This window comes from Tepidanaerobacter sp. EBM-38, from assembly GCA_001896545.1.
GTDB lineage: Bacteria > Bacillota > Thermosediminibacteria > Thermosediminibacterales > Tepidanaerobacteraceae > Tepidanaerobacter.
Genome location: MPOT01000086.1, coordinates 1 through 19,138, shown reverse-complemented (window position 1 = coordinate 19,138; position 19,138 = coordinate 1). Strand labels below are relative to the sequence as shown.

At 39.0% G+C, this 19,138-nt stretch carries 16 protein-coding genes and 1 other annotated feature (1 of these 17 cut by a window edge); all 16 genes read right to left on the bottom strand.

Annotated elements, in window-relative coordinates; all coding sequences use genetic code 11:
• Positions 1–67: a binding site (T-box leader), on the bottom strand (it extends 201 nt beyond the left edge of the window).
• A gap of 55 nt (positions 68–122) precedes the next feature.
• Positions 123–1,193: a 3-isopropylmalate dehydrogenase gene (gene leuB / locus BUC45_RS09420; RefSeq protein WP_296971862.1), complete on the bottom strand. Its 1,071-nt coding sequence runs from the start codon at positions 1,191–1,193 to the stop codon at positions 123–125.
• Positions 1,181–1,684 carry a 3-isopropylmalate dehydratase small subunit gene (gene leuD / locus BUC45_RS09415; RefSeq protein WP_296971861.1) on the bottom strand — a complete coding sequence of 168 codons (504 nt, stop codon included), beginning with the start codon at positions 1,682–1,684 and terminating at the stop codon, positions 1,181–1,183. Before leuD ends, leuB begins: the two co-directional genes overlap by 13 nt.
• The gene (gene leuC / locus BUC45_RS09410) at positions 1,674–2,948 is read right to left on the bottom strand and encodes a 3-isopropylmalate dehydratase large subunit (RefSeq protein ID WP_296971860.1); all 1,275 of its coding nucleotides are present in this window, start codon (positions 2,946–2,948) and stop codon (positions 1,674–1,676) included. The genes leuD and leuC overlap by 11 nt, the downstream gene beginning before the upstream one ends.
• On the bottom strand, positions 2,949–4,484 hold the full coding sequence (locus BUC45_RS09405) for a 2-isopropylmalate synthase (protein ID WP_296971857.1): 1,536 nt from the start codon (positions 4,482–4,484) through the stop codon (positions 2,949–2,951). It lies immediately after the preceding gene.
• 142 nt (positions 4,485–4,626) lie between these two features.
• Positions 4,627–5,625 (bottom strand): ketol-acid reductoisomerase, encoded by a 999-nt coding sequence (gene ilvC, locus BUC45_RS09400; protein ID WP_296971855.1) that lies wholly within the window; start codon positions 5,623–5,625, stop codon positions 4,627–4,629.
• 1 nt (position 5,626) lies between these two features.
• Entirely contained in the window at positions 5,627–6,130 is a 504-nt protein-coding gene (gene ilvN / locus BUC45_RS09395) for an acetolactate synthase small subunit (protein WP_013778992.1), read from the bottom strand.
• Between the two features lie 3 nt (positions 6,131–6,133).
• Positions 6,134–7,807: a biosynthetic-type acetolactate synthase large subunit gene (gene ilvB, locus BUC45_RS09390; protein ID WP_296971853.1), complete on the bottom strand. Its 1,674-nt coding sequence runs from the start codon at positions 7,805–7,807 to the stop codon at positions 6,134–6,136.
• A 449-nt stretch (positions 7,808–8,256) separates the two neighbouring features.
• Entirely contained in the window at positions 8,257–9,696 is a 1,440-nt protein-coding gene (gene pyk / locus BUC45_RS09385) for a pyruvate kinase (RefSeq protein ID WP_296971851.1), read from the bottom strand.
• A gap of 12 nt (positions 9,697–9,708) precedes the next feature.
• Positions 9,709–10,668 (bottom strand): 6-phosphofructokinase, encoded by a 960-nt coding sequence (pfkA, locus tag BUC45_RS09380; protein WP_296971850.1) that lies wholly within the window; start codon positions 10,666–10,668, stop codon positions 9,709–9,711.
• A gap of 19 nt (positions 10,669–10,687) precedes the next feature.
• Positions 10,688–10,888 (bottom strand): hypothetical protein, encoded by a 201-nt coding sequence (locus BUC45_RS09375; RefSeq protein WP_296971849.1) that lies wholly within the window; start codon positions 10,886–10,888, stop codon positions 10,688–10,690.
• 43 nt (positions 10,889–10,931) lie between these two features.
• Positions 10,932–14,357 carry a DNA polymerase III subunit alpha gene (locus tag BUC45_RS09370; RefSeq protein WP_296971848.1) on the bottom strand — a complete coding sequence of 1,142 codons (3,426 nt, stop codon included), beginning with the start codon at positions 14,355–14,357 and terminating at the stop codon, positions 10,932–10,934.
• A 9-nt stretch (positions 14,358–14,366) separates the two neighbouring features.
• Complete coding sequence (locus BUC45_RS09365; RefSeq protein ID WP_296971847.1) at positions 14,367–15,665, bottom strand: DRTGG domain-containing protein; 1,299 nt, start codon at positions 15,663–15,665, stop codon at positions 14,367–14,369.
• A 59-nt stretch (positions 15,666–15,724) separates the two neighbouring features.
• A complete protein-coding gene (locus BUC45_RS09360; RefSeq protein WP_013777816.1) occupies positions 15,725–15,991 on the bottom strand; it encodes an HPr family phosphocarrier protein in 267 nt (88 codons plus the stop codon).
• Positions 15,992–16,948 carry a DNA-binding protein WhiA gene (gene whiA, locus BUC45_RS09355; protein WP_366750109.1) on the bottom strand — a complete coding sequence of 319 codons (957 nt, stop codon included), beginning with the start codon at positions 16,946–16,948 and terminating at the stop codon, positions 15,992–15,994.
• 61 nt (positions 16,949–17,009) lie between these two features.
• A complete protein-coding gene (locus BUC45_RS09350) occupies positions 17,010–17,945 on the bottom strand; it encodes a gluconeogenesis factor YvcK family protein (protein ID WP_296971846.1) in 936 nt (311 codons plus the stop codon).
• A 6-nt stretch (positions 17,946–17,951) separates the two neighbouring features.
• A complete protein-coding gene (rapZ, locus tag BUC45_RS09345) occupies positions 17,952–18,821 on the bottom strand; it encodes an RNase adapter RapZ (protein WP_366750107.1) in 870 nt (289 codons plus the stop codon).
• Positions 18,822–19,138: the final 317 nt, after the last annotated feature.

The following is a 19,138-nucleotide window of genomic DNA, read 5'->3' as shown; positions in this document are numbered from 1 at the left end:
GGCTTTCACCTTATCCGACTCTCTTTAGTCTGAAAAAAACCGCTACTCTTCTCTTCACAGCTTTTAAAAACGAAATAAAATATATTAGCTTAAATTATACCATCTAATTCAAGAAAATACAACTATAAATTTTTAACAATAATATCTCCCATTTCCGAAGTTGATATAACTTTTTTTGCTCCAACTTGAATGTCAAAAGTCCTATATCCTTCGTTTAAAGCTTTTTCTACCGCATTTCTTATCGCTGATGCGGCATCTTTGGCCCCGAAAGAATATTCCAGCATCATTGCGGCCGATAAAATACAGGCAATAGGATTTGCTTTGCCGCTACCCGCTATGTCAGGTGCAGACCCGTGTATTGGTTCATAAAGATACGGTTTGCCGTCACCTACGCTAGCTGACGGCAGCATGCCTATCGAACCCGTCAAAACTGATGCTTCGTCGCTTAATATATCTCCAAAAGTATTCTCAGTTAAAATCACATCAAACTGACCAGGGTTTAGCACAAGCTGCATCGAACAATTATCTACATACATATGGCAAAGTTTTACATCAGGGTAATCAGCAGCCATGTCAGTTACAATAGTCCTCCACAATCGTGAGGTTTCAAGGACATTAGCCTTATCTACCGAAGTAAGGCGTTTCTGCCTGCGTTGGGCTGCTTCAAAGGCAATACGAGCCACTCGCTTTATCTCTTCATCCGTATACTCCATAGTATCAAAAGCTCGTGTCTTATCATGAGTTCTCTCTATTCCTTTAGGTTTACCAAAATAAAGTCCTCCTGTAAGCTCACGAACTATCATAATATCCAGTTCTTCACCGATAATTTCTTTTTTTATCGGCGAGGCAGCTGAAAGAGCATTAAAGAGAATCACAGACCTAAGATTTGCATAAAGACCAAGACTTTTTCTAAGACCTAAAATAGCCTGTTCAGGCCGAAGTTCCTTTGGTAATCCATCCCATTTAGGTCCTCCCACTGCTCCAAATAAAATCGCATCACAATCTTTACAAAGAGCCAATGTATCTTCTGTAAGAGGAGTTCCGTAAATATCTACAGATGCACCTCCTACTAAACTCTCTTTAAACTGGAATTTTAAATCATATTTTGCCTCTATAGCTCTCAAAACCTTGACTGCTTCGTCAATTATTTCAGGCCCTATGCCGTCACCCGGGAGAAGGGCTATTGTCTGCATTTTTCGTCCACCTCTTTTGCGTAATTCATAAGCCCGCCTGCATTTATTATACCTTTTATGAATTCCGGAAATGGCCTTGCTTCGAATATTTCTCCGGAAGTTATATTGCTTATAATACCCTTGTCTGTGTCGATTTCTAGTATATCACCTGTTTTTATTTTTTTATTACAATCTTTACATTCTAAAATTGGAAGTCCAATATTAATAGAATTTCTGTAAAATATTCGTGCAAAAGAGGAAGCAACCACACAACTAATGCCGGCCGACTTTATAGCTAGTGGTGCATGCTCCCGGGAACTCCCGCATCCAAAGTTATTTCCTGCAACAATAATATCCCCGGCTTCAACTTTTGTCGAAAAATCAGGATCCAGGTCCTCCATACAGTGTGAGGCCAGTTCCTTGGGATCTGTAGTATTTAAATAGCGAGCAGGAATGATTACATCTGTATCGATATTATCTTCATAAATCCACGCTTTTCCCTTAAATATCACAGCAAACCACCTCCTTGGGATGAGCTATTCTTCCTTTTACTGCAGAGGCTGCTGCTACTGCAGGATTTGAAAGGTATACCTCGCTTTCAGGATGGCCCATTCTGCCTACAAAGTTCCTGTTAGTCGTTGCTACAGCTCTTTCGCCTTTAGCAAGAATTCCCATATATCCGCCCAAACAAGGCCCACATGTAGGCGTACTTACAACTGCACCAGCATCAACGAAAATTTCAGTAATTCCTTCTTTTATCATGTCCTGGTAAACTTGCTGCGTTGCAGGGATTATAATTAATCGCAGATAAGGATGAACCTTATGACCTTTAAGCACTTTCGCCGCAAGCCTCATGTCTTCCAGCCTTCCATTAGTGCACGAACCTATAACTACTTGATCTATTGCAATATTATCTACAGCTTCTACATCGACCACATTTTCTGGAAGATGAGGCAATGCGATCTTAGGCTGTATTTTTTTAACATCATAATCTATTATATCCGAATACGCTGCATCCGGATCGCTTCTAAACACCTCATAAGGTTTTTTAGCTCTATTTTTAACATACTCCAAGGTTATCTCGTCCGGTTCCATGATACCATTTTTGCCACCGGCTTCAATGGCCATATTTGACATCGTAAGCCTTTCGTCAATATTAAGATGTGTAATGGTATCACCGGTAAATTCCATGGCTTTATACAATGCTCCATCTACTCCTATATCTCCTATAGTATGCAAAATTAAGTCTTTACCTGTTACCCATGGATTTGGTTTCCCGTGATAAATAAATTTTATAGTTTCCGGTACTTTAAACCAACATTTGCCGGTCATCATAGCAAATGCAAGGTCTGTAGAACCAACACCTGTGGAAAAAGCCCCAAGGGCTCCATAAGTGCATGTATGTGAATCAGCACCGATTACCAAATCTCCAGGAAGGACAATGCCCTGCTCCGGCAAAAAGGCATGTTCTATTCCCATACGCCCCACTTCATAGTAATGTTTAATCTGCTGAGCCTTCGCAAACTCTCTTAGCGTTTTGCAAAGCTCTGCCGATTTAATATCTTTATTTGGTGCAAAATGGTCGGGAATTAGAGCTATCTTTTCGCGGTCAAAAACTTTATGACCTCCTGCTTTTTTAAACTCTTCTATAGCAACGGGTCCAGTTATGTCATTGGCCAGTGCTAAATCAACTTCAGCCATAACAAGTTCACCCGGTTCCACAAAATCCTTACCAGAATGTTTGGCAAGTATCTTCTGAGTAATAGTCATCCCCATTTAATCCACCTCCCGGGGTTTGCTGTAGCCGTTATTCCACATTGTTTTATTCATAGCATTCGTATATGCCATTGCACTAGCTTCTATGATATCTATACTAAGGCCTCGACCTAAAAATGTTCTTCCATCTTTTTCAACTCTAACAGTAACCTCACCTAAAGCATCTTTTCCTGCAGTAACGGATCTTATTGAATAATCAACAAGCTTACAATTCATGTTGCAGGCACGTTCAAGGGCTTTATATATTGCATCAATAGGACCGTCACCGGTGGATGCCTCTTCAATAACCTTACCGTTCACATTAACTCTTACTGTTGCAGTAGCAATAGCTTTATTGCCTGTTGAAACCTGGAAACATTCCAATTCAATATGCTGTGGAAGTTTCATTACCTGGTCTTCAACTATTGCTTCAATATCCAAATCTGATATCTCCTTCTTCCTGTCTGCCAAGTCTTTAAACCTTTCAAATGCTTTGTTAAGTTCATCTTGCGACAATTCATATCCCATTTCCTTTAACCTCTCAGCAAAAGCATGTCTGCCTGAATGCTTGCCAAGCACCAGAGTGTTAGTAGTAAGGCCTATAGACTGCGGAGTCATTATTTCGTAAGTAGATTTTTCTGTTAAAACACCGTGCTGATGGATTCCAGATTCATGTGCAAAAGCATTTGCGCCTACAATAGCTTTATTAGGCTGTATGAATATCCCGGTTATGGTGCTTACCATTTTACTTGTGCGATAAATCTGTTTTGTATTTATACCATGTTCGACCTGATAAAAATCCTTTCGAGTATCAAGCGCCATTACAATTTCTTCTAATGCAGCATTGCCTGCTCGCTCACCAAGGCCATTTACCGCACATTCTACTTGAGTTGCCCCATAAATTACAGCTTCTAATGAGTTAGCAACAGCCATTCCCAAATCGTCATGGCAGTGAACACTTACCTTTACTTTGTCAATTTCGGGTACTCTTTCCATAATAGTTTTTATTAATTGTCCAAATTCTCCGGGAGTTGTATACCCTACTGTATCCGGAATATTTATGACGGTAGCACCTGCCTTAATTGCAGCTGAAAATAACCTACAGAGAAATTCTACATCGGATCTTGATGCGTCTTCGGCTGAAAACTCGACATCTTCCACGAAGGATTTAGCCCTTTTTACTGCGGCTACTGCAGCTTCTAAAACTTGTTCCTCTGTCATTTTCAACTTGTATTTCATATGAATCGGAGATGATGCTATGAAAGTATGAATTCGCGGCCGCTCTGCAGCTTTCAATGCCTCTGCAGCTCTGTCTATATCTTTAAAATTAGCTCGGGCAAGGCCTGTAATAACCGGCCCTTTTACATTTTCCGCTATGGCTTTGACTGCGTTAAAATCACCGTTGGAGGCTATGGGAAAACCCGCCTCTATTACATCCACCGAGAGTTTTTCCAGTTGTCGAGCTATTTCAAGTTTCTCTTTAACATTTAAAGAAATTCCAGGAGTTTGCTCTCCATCCCTCAGGGTGGTATCGAAGATTTCTATTTTTCTAGGCATTTTTATACCACCTTTTTTGATAATTCTGATTTATTTTATTGAACATCCTCAATAAACTGTTATATTTTATAGGCAGGGCGACTTTAAAGAAGGCCCTGCCCCTTATAAGTAATCTTGTATTTAATATTCAATAGCACAGCAGCTACTTATTTTTTTTAAGCCATGGCATCATACTTCTCAACTGTTCGCCTACTTTTTCAATAGGATGCTCAGCTTCTTTAGCTTGGACGGCTCTATAGACCGGTCTGCCGCTTTGATTTTCTAGTATCCAGTTTTTAGCAAATTGTCCTGTTACGATTTCATCAAGCACCTTTTTCATTTCTTTGCGGGTTTCTTCAGTGATGATTCGTTTACCTACGGTAAAGTCTCCATATTTGGCGGTATCACTGACTGAGTATCTCATCCGGCTTAAACCGCCTTCATATATCAGGTCAACAATTAGTTTCATTTCATGTAAACATTCGAAATATGCTATCTCCGGCTGAAAGCCTGCCTCTACCAGAGTTTCAAATCCAGCTTTGATTAGTTCCGAAACTCCGCCGCACAAGACGCATTGTTCTCCAAATAAATCGGTCTGGGTTTCCTCGGTAAAGGTTGTTTCTATAACACCTGCACGAGTACCTCCTATGCCTTTAGCATAAGCCAATGCAATGTCTTTAGCTCGCCCTGAATAATCTTGTTCAACTGCTACCAGACACGGAACGCCTCCGCCTTGCTCATATGTCCTTCTTACAAGATGGCCCGGTCCTTTCGGTGCAATCATAAAAACGTCGACATATTCCGGCGGTATAACCTGACTGTAAACAATAGCAAATCCGTGAGCAAATGCAAGGGCATTACCCGGTTTCAAATGTGGTTTTATTTCCTGCTCGTAAACCCTGCCCTGTATGTGGTCAGGAATTAATATCATTATGATATCGGCTTCCTCAGATGCTTCACTTACGGTTTTTACCTTAAGGCCTGCTTCTTCGGCAATTTTCCATGACTTACTGCCCTCATATAAGCCTACAACTACATTGATGCCGCTTTCTTTTAAATTCAATGCGTGGCCATGCCCTTGACTTCCATAGCCAATAATAGCAACTGTTTTCCCTTCTAATAATTGTAAATCAGCGTCGCTGTCATAATACATTTTTGCCATTCTAAACTTCCTCCTCAATTTTTATGGTATTAGCACCTCTATTTACGGCGATAACGCCGGTCCTAACTAATTCCTTTATACCAAATGGTCTCAAGAGTTCCTCAAATGCAGCTATTTTATCTTTGTCACCGGTAAGTTCTATTGTAAGTGATTTCTGACTAACATCCACAATGCTTGCCCTGAAGATTTCCGCTATTTGAATTATCTCCGACCTCATGTGGGAATCTGCATCAACTTTTATTAAAACCAATTCTCTTGTAACCGAATCCTCCGGAATAATTTTACTCACTTTTATAACATCTACTAATTTGTTTAGCTGTTTTTTTACTTGCTCTACTACATATTCATCTCCTTCTACAACTATAGTCATTCTGGATATGTCAGGATTTTCTGTAGTTCCAACAGCTAAACTGTCAATATTAAAACCTCGGCGGCTGAAAAGGCCGGCTATTCTAGACAATACACCCGGTTGGTTTTCTACCAGCACTGAAAGCGTCGTTTTCATGTCTTACCCTCCAATCATTTCATTGATAGGAGAACCGTTTAACACCATTGGATATACATTTTCATTAATATCCAAAATGCATTCAAGTAAAAACGGACCTTCATGTGAAATCAAGCTGTCAATCGCATCAGAAATTTCGCTTTGCTTTTGTATCCTCATTGCTTTAAAGTTGTAGCTTTCCGCAAGTTTTATAAAATCCGGCACAAAACTGAAATACACCTGGTTATAGCGCTTATCACAATAGAATTCCTGAAGTTGGCGGACAAGACCTAAACCGGAGTTGTTAAATAGAACAATCTTTACCGGAAGGTTATTCTCTACAGCTGTGGCCATCTCAGTTAAATTCATCTGAAAGCTTCCATCACCGCAAATATTGATAATCATTTCGTCTTTCTTTGCCATTTGAGCTCCAATAGCTGCCGGCAGGCCATATCCCATGGTGCCAAGTCCACCCGATGAAATAAATGTGCGAGGTTTAATAAACTCATAATACTGAGCAGTCCACATTTGGTGGCAACCTACTTCAGTAGTAATAATTGCTTTTCCTTTAGTCTTATTTGAAAGCTGCCGGATAATCTCAATGGGATTTAAGCGCTCATCGCTATGACTGCCCAAGTTTTCTTCTTCTTTTAACTTTTTTAAGCTTGAAGCATATTCGTTCCATGCAGACGGCACTTTATGTTCCACTTTTTTTACTATTTCTCCAAGGATTTGCTTAACATCACCGACAATAGGAATATGTGCTTGGATGTTCTTTCCTATCTCTGCAGGGTCTATGTCAATGTGTATTATCTTTGCTTTTGGCGCAAACCCCTCGACCTTTCCTACGGTTCTATCGGCAAATCGTGAACCCGCAGCAATTACTAAATCTGCCTCGGTAACAGTCTTATTGGCTGCCGGTATGCCGTGCATGCCAATCATGCCCATGTGGAGCGGGTGGTTTGCCGGAAATGCCCCTATTCCCATCAATGTAGTTACAACCGGAATACATGTCTTCTCGGCTAACTGCATTAATTCTTCTTCAGCACCTGCAGAGTTTATACCTCCGCCTGCACAAATAACCGGACACCTGGATTTATTTATCAATTCCGCCGCTCTTGATATTTGCAGCGAATGTCCTATTATATTGGGCTTGTAGCCTCTTAATGAGATGTTTTCTGGGTATTTAAAGTTAATCTTTGTTTCAGCTACATCTTTAGGCAGGTCTATCAGGACCGGTCCGGGCCTGCCGGTAGATGCGATATAAAAAGCCTCTTTAACAATTCTTGGAATATCATTTGCATCTTTAATGAGATAATTATGTTTTGTAAAAGGTGCTGTAGCACCGGTTATATCAACTTCTTGAAAGACATCCTTGCCTATTACCGATGTGGAAACTTGACCGGTAATAGCTATAATGGGAATTGAATCCATATAAGCTGTGGCAATTCCTGTTACTAGATTAGTTGCTCCAGGTCCCGAGGTTGCCATACACACTCCCACATTGCCGGAAACACGTGCATAACCACTTGCCGCATGAGCAGCAGCCTGTTCCGAACGAGTAAGAATATGTTTTATTTTAGAATAATTAAGCGCATCATACACAGGAAGTATCGCCCCACCGGGATATCCAAAAACGTATTTTACTTTTTCAATTTCTAATGATTTTATAAGTGCTTGTGCTCCGGTAATTTTCATTTATTGCACCACCTTTCATAAACTAATAAAAATAAACCCCTCACCTTGAGATAAAATCTCAGGGACGAGGGGTTTTTCTCGTGGTACCACCCTGTTTCGCCTTACCTTGCGGAATGGCCTCGGGAAGTAGAAAACTACTTCATTCTAACGCAATATTGCGGCACCGAACTACTACTACTTCGCTCGGGCTGTTCAGGAGCGAGCACAAAATGAATCGGTGGACCGGCTTTCACCTTGCCCGGCTCTCTTTAGCCACTTTCTTCATTATTCTCTCCATCATTACAATTAACCTATAAACTTTTAAGTGTTGGTATGTATTTTATCACGATTTTTAATTATGTCAAGAGTTATTTTTAATTTTTATAGTTATTCTATGATAATGTCATGTCAAATTTATTCTGGTAAAATGTCACCTATGAGAAAGGAGTTGGTTTTATAATTATCACTTGCTAACTTATCTTTTCGTCTCCCACTACATGTACGCGAATTAAATTGGTAGTACCCGTCACATTGACCGGAACACCGGCAGTTATGACAACTAAATCACCTTTTTTAACCATTCCGGAACTTACAGCCCCTCTTACTGCTTCAAAAAACATTTCATCAGTTGATGAGGTTTCTTCAACTTTAAGAGGAACTACTCCATGAACAATCTGAAGGGTTTTTAAAACTTTTTCCTTAAAAGTAACCGCTATAATCGGAGCGCCTGGTCGGTATTTTGCAACCGCTCTTGCAGTATAGCCTGACTTTGTGGAAGTAATAATCGCTTTTGCTTTCAGCTCTGAAGCTATAGAACATGTTGCATGACTTATAGCATCAGTTACAGACTTTGCAGTTATCGGTTTTGCATTTAACGCCTTATGCTTTGTATGCTCAATAAGGGCCTGATCAGCCTTCTGTGCTATGCTGGCCATCATCCTTACCGATTCTATGGGATATTTCCCTGCTGCTGTTTCTCCTGACAACATAATTGCATCGGTTCCATCAAATATGGCATTTGCCACGTCGGTGACTTCAGCCCTTGTAGGCCTGGGGTTTCTAATCATAGAGTCTAACATCTGTGTGGCAGTAACAACAGGTTTTCCTGCCGCATTGCATTTGCCGATAATTCTCTTTTGTACTAAAGGTATCTCTTGAACCGGAATCTCAACACCTAAATCTCCGCGAGCTATCATGATTCCATCAGCCGCATTGATTATTTCATCAATGTTCTGAACACCTTCACGGTTTTCTATCTTTGCTATTATGTGAACATCATTGCCGCCGTTTGAATCTAATAGCTTTCTTATTTCATTTACATCTGCAGCTTTTCTTATAAACGAGGCTGCTATAAAATCCGCACCCATGCCTATGCCAAAAATTATATCTTCTATATCTTTCTTTGCCAATGAAGGTAAATCCAAGGATTTATTAGGTATGTTTACTCCCTGCCTATCGCTTAACTGGCCGCCGTTTACAACATTGCAGATAACCCTTTCGCCTCGTATTTCTTTTACTTGAAGCTCTATTAAACCATCAGACAAAAGTATCCTATCTCCTGGAACTACTGTCTTAGAAATCTTTTCATAATTTATAAAAGCCTCTTTTTCGTTACCTATTATTGGAGTTGAAGTAATTGTAAATTCTTGGCCTTTTTCTAGGGTTACCTTCCCTCCATAAAAGGTGCCCAAACGTATTTCAGGCCCTTTTGTATCAAGCAGCAAAGCTACATTGGATTTTAATTCTCTACAGGTTTCGCGCAGGACCTTAATTCTCTTGGAATGTTCTTCATGGTCACCATGTGAAAGGTTTACACGAGCGATATTCATCCCTGCTTGGATTAATTGACTCATTATATATTTATCTTCGCTTGATGGACCAAGAGTGCATATTATTTTTGTCCTGAGCATAAAATCACATCCTTAAAATGATAATATATCTGCCAATTGATATAATTCCATATCTAAGGGTTTAGTAGCACTAAGCACTTTTTCTATATCAGTGATAACCAGTTCCCCATTGATAAGACCTAGCATTTTATCCTTTGTGTTTTGTCTTATTAAATCGACAGCCTTTCCGCCAAAACGGCTGGCCAATATTCTATCATATGCCGAAGGATTGCCCCCTCTTTGCAAATGACCTAAAATAATGACCCTTGTTTCAAGACCGGTTTTTTCTTGGATAACTTTTCCTACTTCCATGCTGTTGGCTGCCCCTTCAGCAACTACGATAATACTGTGCAGTTTGCCTCTGATATAGCCTTTTTCAATTTTGTCACATACAGCATTTAAATCAAATGGGATTTCCGGCACCAAGATAGTTTCTGCTCCGCTGGCAAGACCGGTATATAAAGCTAGATGCCCGGCTCTTCTTCCCATAACTTCTATAATAAAAGTCCGCTCATGTGATGTTGCAGTGTCTCTAACCTTGTTTAGTGCATCAACCACTGTATTTGCAGCAGTATCAAAACCAATACAATTATCTGTAAATGGTATATCATTGTCAATAGTTGCAGGAATCCCGATTGTGGGGATACCCAGTTTTGACAAAGCATTGGCACCTCTAAGAGAACCGTCGCCTCCTATTACAATGATTCCCTCAATACCAAAAGCTTCCAGGTTTTTTAATGCTTTCTTCTGCCCTTCTTCTGTCTTAAACTCATCACATCTGGCAGTAAGTAGAGCGGTTCCACCGCGATGTATAATATCACCTACTGAACTTATATCCAACTTTATAAAGTCCGAATTTATTAGTCCCATAAAGCCTCTATGTACACCATAGATTTCAATTCCATAATGTATAGCTTTCCTGACTATAGCCCTAACTGCAGCATTCATGCCAGGAGCATCTCCACCGCTCGTAAGTACTCCAATTCTGTTCATATATCATTTCTCCTTTCAACTATAGATTCTTCTCCAAAATAACATTTTGCGCTTCTTGTGCTTCGGATTCGGGAACTATTATCTCAATATAGCAGCCATGTCTCTTGCTTTTCATTACCTCCCTTGTCTCAACTAGGAAACCTTCACTTCGTATTGCCTCTTCTACTTTAAGGGCAGTTTCTTTGTCTGAGGCTATATATATTACAGTCCACAAATCCACCGGCCTCCTTTTTCCTGGTTTTGTAAAGGGTTATTGCAAATTACTATTTCCCTACCACTAATTTATCCCAAAACAAATAATTTCTCAAGCCAGTCCTTTCGGTAAATAAATTCAAATTATTGGCCGAAATGTCCAGCCTTTCATCTAGTAAAAAGCTTTTATCTATATCTTTTAGATGTATCACAACTTGTGTATTGCCGGAATGTGTGGAAATAAATTCTTTGATATCACTTATAACATTAGTATCATCCTGGCCGGACAAGGGAATCACCAACAGCCTTGCCGTATTATCTTTTTCCATCGGAATAATTTCATCCACAATGACCTTTGGTGATTCATCCTCTTTATAACTAATTCTGCCTTTTAGGTACACCTTTGAATCCGTAAACAAATAAGATTTGTACTTTTCAAAAATCGTAGGGAAAACTATGGCTTCCATTGTCCCTGTTAAGTCCTCAATGTCTACAAATGCCATTATTTTATCGTTTTTAGTGGTTTTAGTTTTTATTGCTGTTATAATGCCGCCAATGGTTACAGGCATGTTATCCTGAATATTGTTTACATCATTCTTATTCCCAATATAGAAGGTAACATTTTTTGACAATTCTTCTTCATATTCTAGCAAGGGGTGACCACTTAAGTAGATGCCTAGCATTTCTTTTTCCATAGCAAGCAATTCAGCCTTCGGATATTCCGGAATATCTGGTAAAACCTCCTGAAATGCAGGGACATCATCAAGCATTTCAAAAATTGAGATTTGATTTTTTACATTTTCCTTTTGCTGTTTCTGAATGCGAACTAAAGTACCTTCATAGATTCTAATAAGTTGGGAACGCTTTACTCCTAATGATGAAAATGCCCCGCTCTTTATAAGGCTCTCTAATGCCTTCTTATTTAATTCGCCGCAAACCTTTTCAATAAAATCGGTAAAAGAAGTGAACCTGCCTTTATCTTTTCTGGCATTTATGATCGATTTTGCAACACTTTGACCCACGTTTTTTACAGCAGTAAGGCCGAACCTTATTTTATCAGAAACTACTGTAAAACTTTCGTAACTCTCATTTATATCCGGCGGCAGGACCTCTATATTCATGCGACGACACTCATTTATATAATAAGCTACTTTATCGGTATTGTCTATCACACTGGTCAAAAGAGCAGCCATAAATTCTACCGGAAAATGGGCTTTAAGATAGGCCGTCTGATATGCTATAACGGCATAAGCGGCTGTATGTGCCTTATTAAAGCCATAACCGGCAAAATAAGAAATTTCATCAAAGATTTTACCCGCTGTTATTTTGTCAATGCCATTTTTTATACAACCATCTACAAACGACTCCCTCTGGGCAGCCATAACATCCTGCTTCTTTTTTCCCATAGCCTTACGAAGGATATCGGCTTGAGCCAAAGAAAAACCGGCTAACTCCTGAGCAATCTGCATAGCCTGCTCTTGATAAAGAATTATTCCATAAGTTTCATCTAATATGGGTTTTAGCGCAGGATGCAGGTAATTGATAGGTTTTTGACCATTTTTACTCTTTATAAAATCATCGGCTGCACCGCTTCCTAACGGACCTGGTCGATACAAACCTATTATTGCTGCCACATCCTGAAAAGATTCGGGTTTTAATTCCGTAAGTAAATTTCTCATACCTGAGCTTTCAAGCTGAAAAACCCCTGCAGTGTTTCCCTTACCTAACATTTCGTAAACTTTTTTATCATCTAACAAAAGTTTATCAAGATTTACTTCTTTACCTTTCGTGTGGCGAATAATGTTTATAGCATCCCTTATAACCGTCAAAGTGCGAAGCCCTAAAAAATCCATTTTTAAAAGACCTAGTTCTTCAAGAGCGGTCATTGTATACTGTGTTGCCACATTAGAATCACCGATTTTATGCAAGGGAACATGTTCTACAATTGGGTCTTTTGATATTACAACGCCTGCCGCATGTGTAGATGCATGGCGCGGAAAACCTTCAAGGGCTTTTGCTACATCTAAAAGCCGCTTGATTCTTTCATTTTCATCATACATTTTTTTAAGTTCAGGATTTACTATCAAGGCATTCTCGATAGTCATGCCTATCTCCTGTGGTATCATTTTGGCAATCGTATCTACTTCGCCGTAAGGATATCCCATAACTCTTCCTACATCCCTAATAGCAGCTCGTGCAGCCATTGTTCCAAATGTTACAATTTGTGCTACTCGATCTTGACCGTATTTCCTGACGACATAATCAATAACCTCCTGTCGTCGCTCATAACAGAAGTCTACATCTATATCCGGCATAGACACTCTCTCGGGGTTTAAAAAGCGCTCAAACAAAAGATTGTACTTTAACGGATCAATATTAGTAATATGCAGACAATAAGCTACAAGACTGCCGGCCGCCGATCCCCTCCCGGGTCCTACCATTATATTATTTTTCCGTGCATAGTTAATAAAATCCCATACAATTAGGAAATAACTGGAATAACCCATTTTTTTAATTGTATCCAACTCATAATCTAAACGCTTTTTGATTTTGTCCGTAATTTCGGGATATCTTTCAGCCGCACCTTCATAGCATAATTTTTCCAGAAATTCATCCTGAGTAACGCCTTCCGGAACTTCAAAGCTGGGCAGATGTATTGTATTAAAGTCAAGTTTCACATTGCACTTTTCTGCAATCATAGCTGTGTTTTCAATGGCATCGGGTATATATGAAAAAAGCTTTTCCATTTCTTCCGATGATTTCAAATAAAATTCTGAAGTTTGAAATTTCATTCTATTTTCATCATCTATGGTTTTACCGGTTTGTATACATAAAAGAGCATCTTGCACTGTTGCATCGTCTTTATTAATATAATGGACATCATTTGTTGCTACAATAGGAATTTCAGTTTCTTTACTCAAACGTATAAGGTCATTGATTATTCTTCTCTGGTCTAATATGCCATGATCCTGAACCTCTAAGTAAAAATTGTCCTGTCCAAATATCTCCTTAAAATCTTCAGCGGTTTTTTTAGCTTGGTCATAATTACCTTTTAAGAGTAAAGTCGGTATCTTGCCCGCAAGACAGGCACTTAATGCTATAAGACCATCTGAATATTCTTTAAGAACCGACATGTCTATTCTTGGTTTATAGTAAAACCCATCAGTAAAACCTACCGAAACTAGCTTCATCAAATTTTTATAGCCCTCGTTATTCTTTGCCAAAAGAACCAAATGATATAAATCATCATCTATTCCCGGCTGGCGGTCTTGCATGGTTCGTGCAGCCATATAAACTTCGCAGCCTATTATCGGCTTGATGCCATAAGAGAGCATAATTTTGTAAAAATCTATTACGCCATACATTACACCATGGTCTGTAATAGCTACGCTTTTCATCCCTAGCTCTGCCAGCCGTTTAGCCAGCCTTTCTATTTCACACGCACCGTCTAAGAGGCTATAGTTTGTGTGGACATGCAAATGCACAAACTCTCCCATAAAAATCACCTACCTATCAATAACCCTCACAGAAATAATGGCTTTTGCCACCAATTTTTCCTCGTGCATGAGATTTATTTCAGCTTTTCCCGACTTTCTCCCTATATCGATTATTTTAGCTTCTATCTCTATTTCCTGCTCTAACTGTACAGGTTTTGAAAAATATACCGTAAAACTATCCAGAACTGTTTCCAACCTTTTCTGTGCTCTGAATGCCTCAAAACCGGCATTAGCTATAACCGTCATAAGAGCTCCGCTGCTTGCTACACCATAAGGATTTAACATGACGGGATCTGTCTTCCCTTGAAGTTTCACTCCATCTTCGGTTTTGCTCATGGAAAAACGACTCATCACAATACTATCCGCCGTTTCACCTATTTGCGGCTGAAAACTCAAATGTTGCAAAGCCTTAATCGCATCTTTCCGAGTCAAGATGCCTACCAGTCTTTTATCTTCTACTACAGGAATAAGCTTTATACCTTCCCAACCCATTAACCGTGCCGCATGCGCAACCGGCGTATCTTTCGTCAATACTATAGGATCTTTGCTCATAACATCTTTTATTAAAACATCATCCCTTAAACTTGATATGTCATTTGTAGTAACAATTCCACAGACTTTCATGTCTTTGTCGACTACAGGAAATTTACTGTGTTGGGTTTTCTTATACATATTTCTCCAATCGCCTACGGTAGCATCAATGGTTAAATAATCAGGTTCTTTTACCATCGCATCCTTTACTCTGACAACTTCTTTCCTTACCAACCTTTTATAGATAGCACTATTGATAATTGTAGCTACGGTAAATGTATCATATGACGAAGAAAGTAAGGGCATTCCCATATCATCTGCCAGTTTAATTACTTCATCATCCACATCAAAGCCACCCGTTACCAGCACTGCTGCACCATGTTTTAATGCCAGGATTTGTGCATCTTTACGATTGCCTACTATTAGAAGACTTTCTGGTTCAATAAACTTGTGCATTTCTTCTACTTCCATAGCACCAATTAAAAACTTACTAAGAGGTTTATGCAGGCCGGATTTACCGCCCATTACACTTCCCTCAACTATATTTACTACTTCGGCAAAGGATAAATGTTCAATTGCTTCATCGGTCTTTTTTTCAATGCGGATAGTGCCTATTCTAGGCATGGTACAAACATATCCTGCCAGCTGTGCATCTTTTATGGCGCGATATGCCGTCCCCTCACTTACATTCAAATCGTTTGCCAACTGCCTTACCGATATTTTTGAACCTACCTCAAGCTTTTTAATATATTCAATAATACGGGCATGTTTTGTCATAATCTCACCTTTAATTCATTATATCTAATTTAAAAGCTACCGTCACGGTAGCTTTTAAATTAATCTTCACCAAACTTGCTCTCTATTAATTCTACTAGTTTTTCCACAGCTTCTTTCTCATCTTCACCCTGAGCAGAAATTGTAATTTGAGTTCCTTGACTTACTGCAAGTGACATAACACCCATTATACTTTTGGCATTAACCTTTTTCCCATCTTTTTCGATAAATACTTCAGATTTAAATTTGTTTGCTGTTTGAACAAACAATGCTGCAGGTCTTGCGTGAAGACCCGTTTTGTTCTTAACGGTTACATTTTGTTGAAACATCTAATATTCCCCTTTCGTTGACTGTAGCTTCTTAGCTATTTCTTCAATTTTTTTTAATCTATAACTCACACCTGATTTGCCCAAAATAGGATCCATCATTTGGCCCAATTCTTTTAAGCTCAAATCCGGGTGTTTGAGTCTAAGTTCAGCAACTTGTTTTAAATTCTCCGGTAAATCATCAAACTTGCCACTTTCTTTTAAATAGTTAATGCTAGCAGTCTGCCTGACTGAAGCATCAATCGTCTTGTTCAAATTGGCAGTTTCGCAATTAACCATACGGTTTACACTGTTTCGCATTTCTTTTAGCACTCTTATGTCTTCATATTTTAAAAGACTGCTGTGCGCACCGATAATCCCTAACATATCGGCAATGTGATCCCCATTTTTCAAATATATTAAATAGTTGTTTTTACGCTCTACCACCTTTGATTTTAAACCAAAATCACCAATAAGTTTTAATAGGGTCTGAGCCATATCCTTATCTTGTGTAACAAATTCCATATGATAGGAGCCTTTAGGATTACTTATCGAACCTCCACCTAAAAAAGCGCCTCGCAAAAAGGCTTTTTTACAGCATTTATTTTTAATTAAGTCCGGGTTGATACCGGTGCTTTGATGTTCGGAACCGTTTCCAATAGGTAATATTCCCAGTTCTTCAAGTAAAGTCTTGCATTGCTTTACATCTACGGAAATGATATATAAGCTTCTGTCTTTTAAGAAACTATTCCGCTTAACAGCAATCCCCTCTGGTGATATGGAATTTTTCTTTAAAAGTTTGTAAATCCTCCGAGCTGTGGGTGCATGTACAGTTTGAATCCTTAGAAGTATTTTTTTTTGCCCACCTATTATTTGGATTGTGCCAGCCATTTGCATAAGTGAAGCTAGTTCTGCTCGTTGGCAACAGGTGCTTGAGGATAGTCTGGATAATTCTTCTTTTACATTATACGAAAAAGACACCATCCTCACCTCATTCCATCTTATTCTACATTAATTTTAAAAAACCTTCAAACAAAATTTACTAAATTAATTTCATAATCGTTTGGGCTAGCTTTACTGGACTGTGATGAGCCACATCAGTGGGATTAACTATGGAATCTGCCACTACAGTATAACCCATTTCTTCTATGACATCATTGTCACACTCTACATATGTAGAACCTTCAGACAGATAGCGCGACAGCAGATAATCCGGAATTTGACCGGTATTTATAATGACATATTCCATCACATTAGGACTCGAATGTTCTATAACCGCTTTCACATGATCAGATGCAGTATAGCCATCAGTTTCTCCCGGCTGTGTCATTACATTTACAATATAAATCTTCTTTGCCTTTGACTTTGTTATAGCCTCAGTCAGATCTTTTACAAGAAGATTGGGAATTAAGCTGGTGTACAAGCTTCCCGGGCCGAGTATTATCAAATCTGCATTTTCCACGGCTTCTAATGCATCGTTCAGCGGCTTAGCATCGGATGGCTTTAGCATTACTTTTGATATCCTTTTTCGCGAATTAGGAATGCAAGATTCGCCGCTGGCTTTTTCACCATCCTCATAAATTGCCTCAAGCGTTACATCCTCCAAAGTGGATGGTAGAACAGTTCCCTTAACTGCGAGAATCTTGCTCGATTCTTTTATAGCCAGTTCAAAATTACCTAGCATCTCAGTCATGGCAGCCAAGAATAGATTTCCGAAGCTATGTCCTTTTAAAGACCCGCTGCTGAAACGGTATTGAAATAACTCTTCCATGAGTGGTTCTGTATAAGCTAATGCTAATATACAGTTTTTTATATCGCCCGGAGGTGGTATTTTAAGTTCATTCCTGATAACTCCTGAGCTGCCACCATCATCTGCTACCGTTACAATAGCAGTAATGCGGTCCGAATAAGATTTTAAGCCCCTTAAAAGATTAGGAAGACCTGTGCCTCCCCCTAAACATACTATATTAGGGTACATGGCCTTTCAACTCCGTTCTATGTCTTTGTCTATATCTCTATGGTCTATGATCACCCGGCAGCGGTCAATCTTAAGCCTTACGGCCATTTCATCAGCTAAGGCCACAGACCTATGTCTACCGCCGGTGCAACCGATGCCTATTATCAGCTGGGTTTTGCCTTCTCTTATATAATATGGTATTAAATACTGAATCATATCAATTAGTTTGTCTAAAAACTGTTGGCTTTCCGGCCATTTCATCACAAATTCTTTAACTTCCTGATCTTCGCCGGTATATGGTCTAAGTTCATCAATATAATACGGATTAGGCAGAAATCTCACATCAAAAACCAAATCTGCATCTAAGGGAATTCCCTGTTTAAAGCCAAATGATACTATGTTTATCAAAAAAGGATCCTCTTTTTCCTGTTCAATAAACCTGATTACTATTTCCTCTTTCAGTTCAGCCGGTGTTGTTAAAGATGTATCAATAATATGGTCGGCTACTTCTCGAAGTTTTGCCATTTTCTCCCGTTCGGATTTTATTCCTTCAACTATGCGCCCTTCAAAGGCTAGCGGATGACGTCTACGGCTTTCCTTATATCTTTTTATGAGCACCTCGTCAGACGCCTCAAGAAAAAGTATTTCATAGTTATGGCCTGCCTTACTCAGTTCGTTTAAGCTCTCAAAAAGCTTGTCGAAAAAGCCGCCACCCCGTATATCAATTACTAAGGCTATCTTATTTATTTTTTTAATGCTCTGTCGGCAAAGTTCTATAAAGGTAGGGATCAATGCCGGAGGAAGATTGTCTACGCAAAAATATCCATGATCTTCAAATACCCTCATAGCCAACGTTTTCCCCGCTCCTGAAAGTCCGGTAATAATTACAAATTTTATGTCATTTTTTGTGTCATTCATACATTTTCACCCCTTTACTGCTCTTAAGACAGCTAATTACTTAAACATCTTATGGACAATGCCTACTTTAATTATGTTTTTTATTTGCATATTCAAACAGCATTAATTCCATATATTTATTTAATTATATTGCTACTGGTTCTAACTACATTTATCAGCTTCATATCTTATAATATCTTAGTAACAGTATAATATATATTATTAATAAAATCCATTCTATAAAAATGTACGTAAAATCAAGTTTGGAAAAACTGCAATATTTGCTATAATAGGATTTAAGGTGATAATTATGAAAG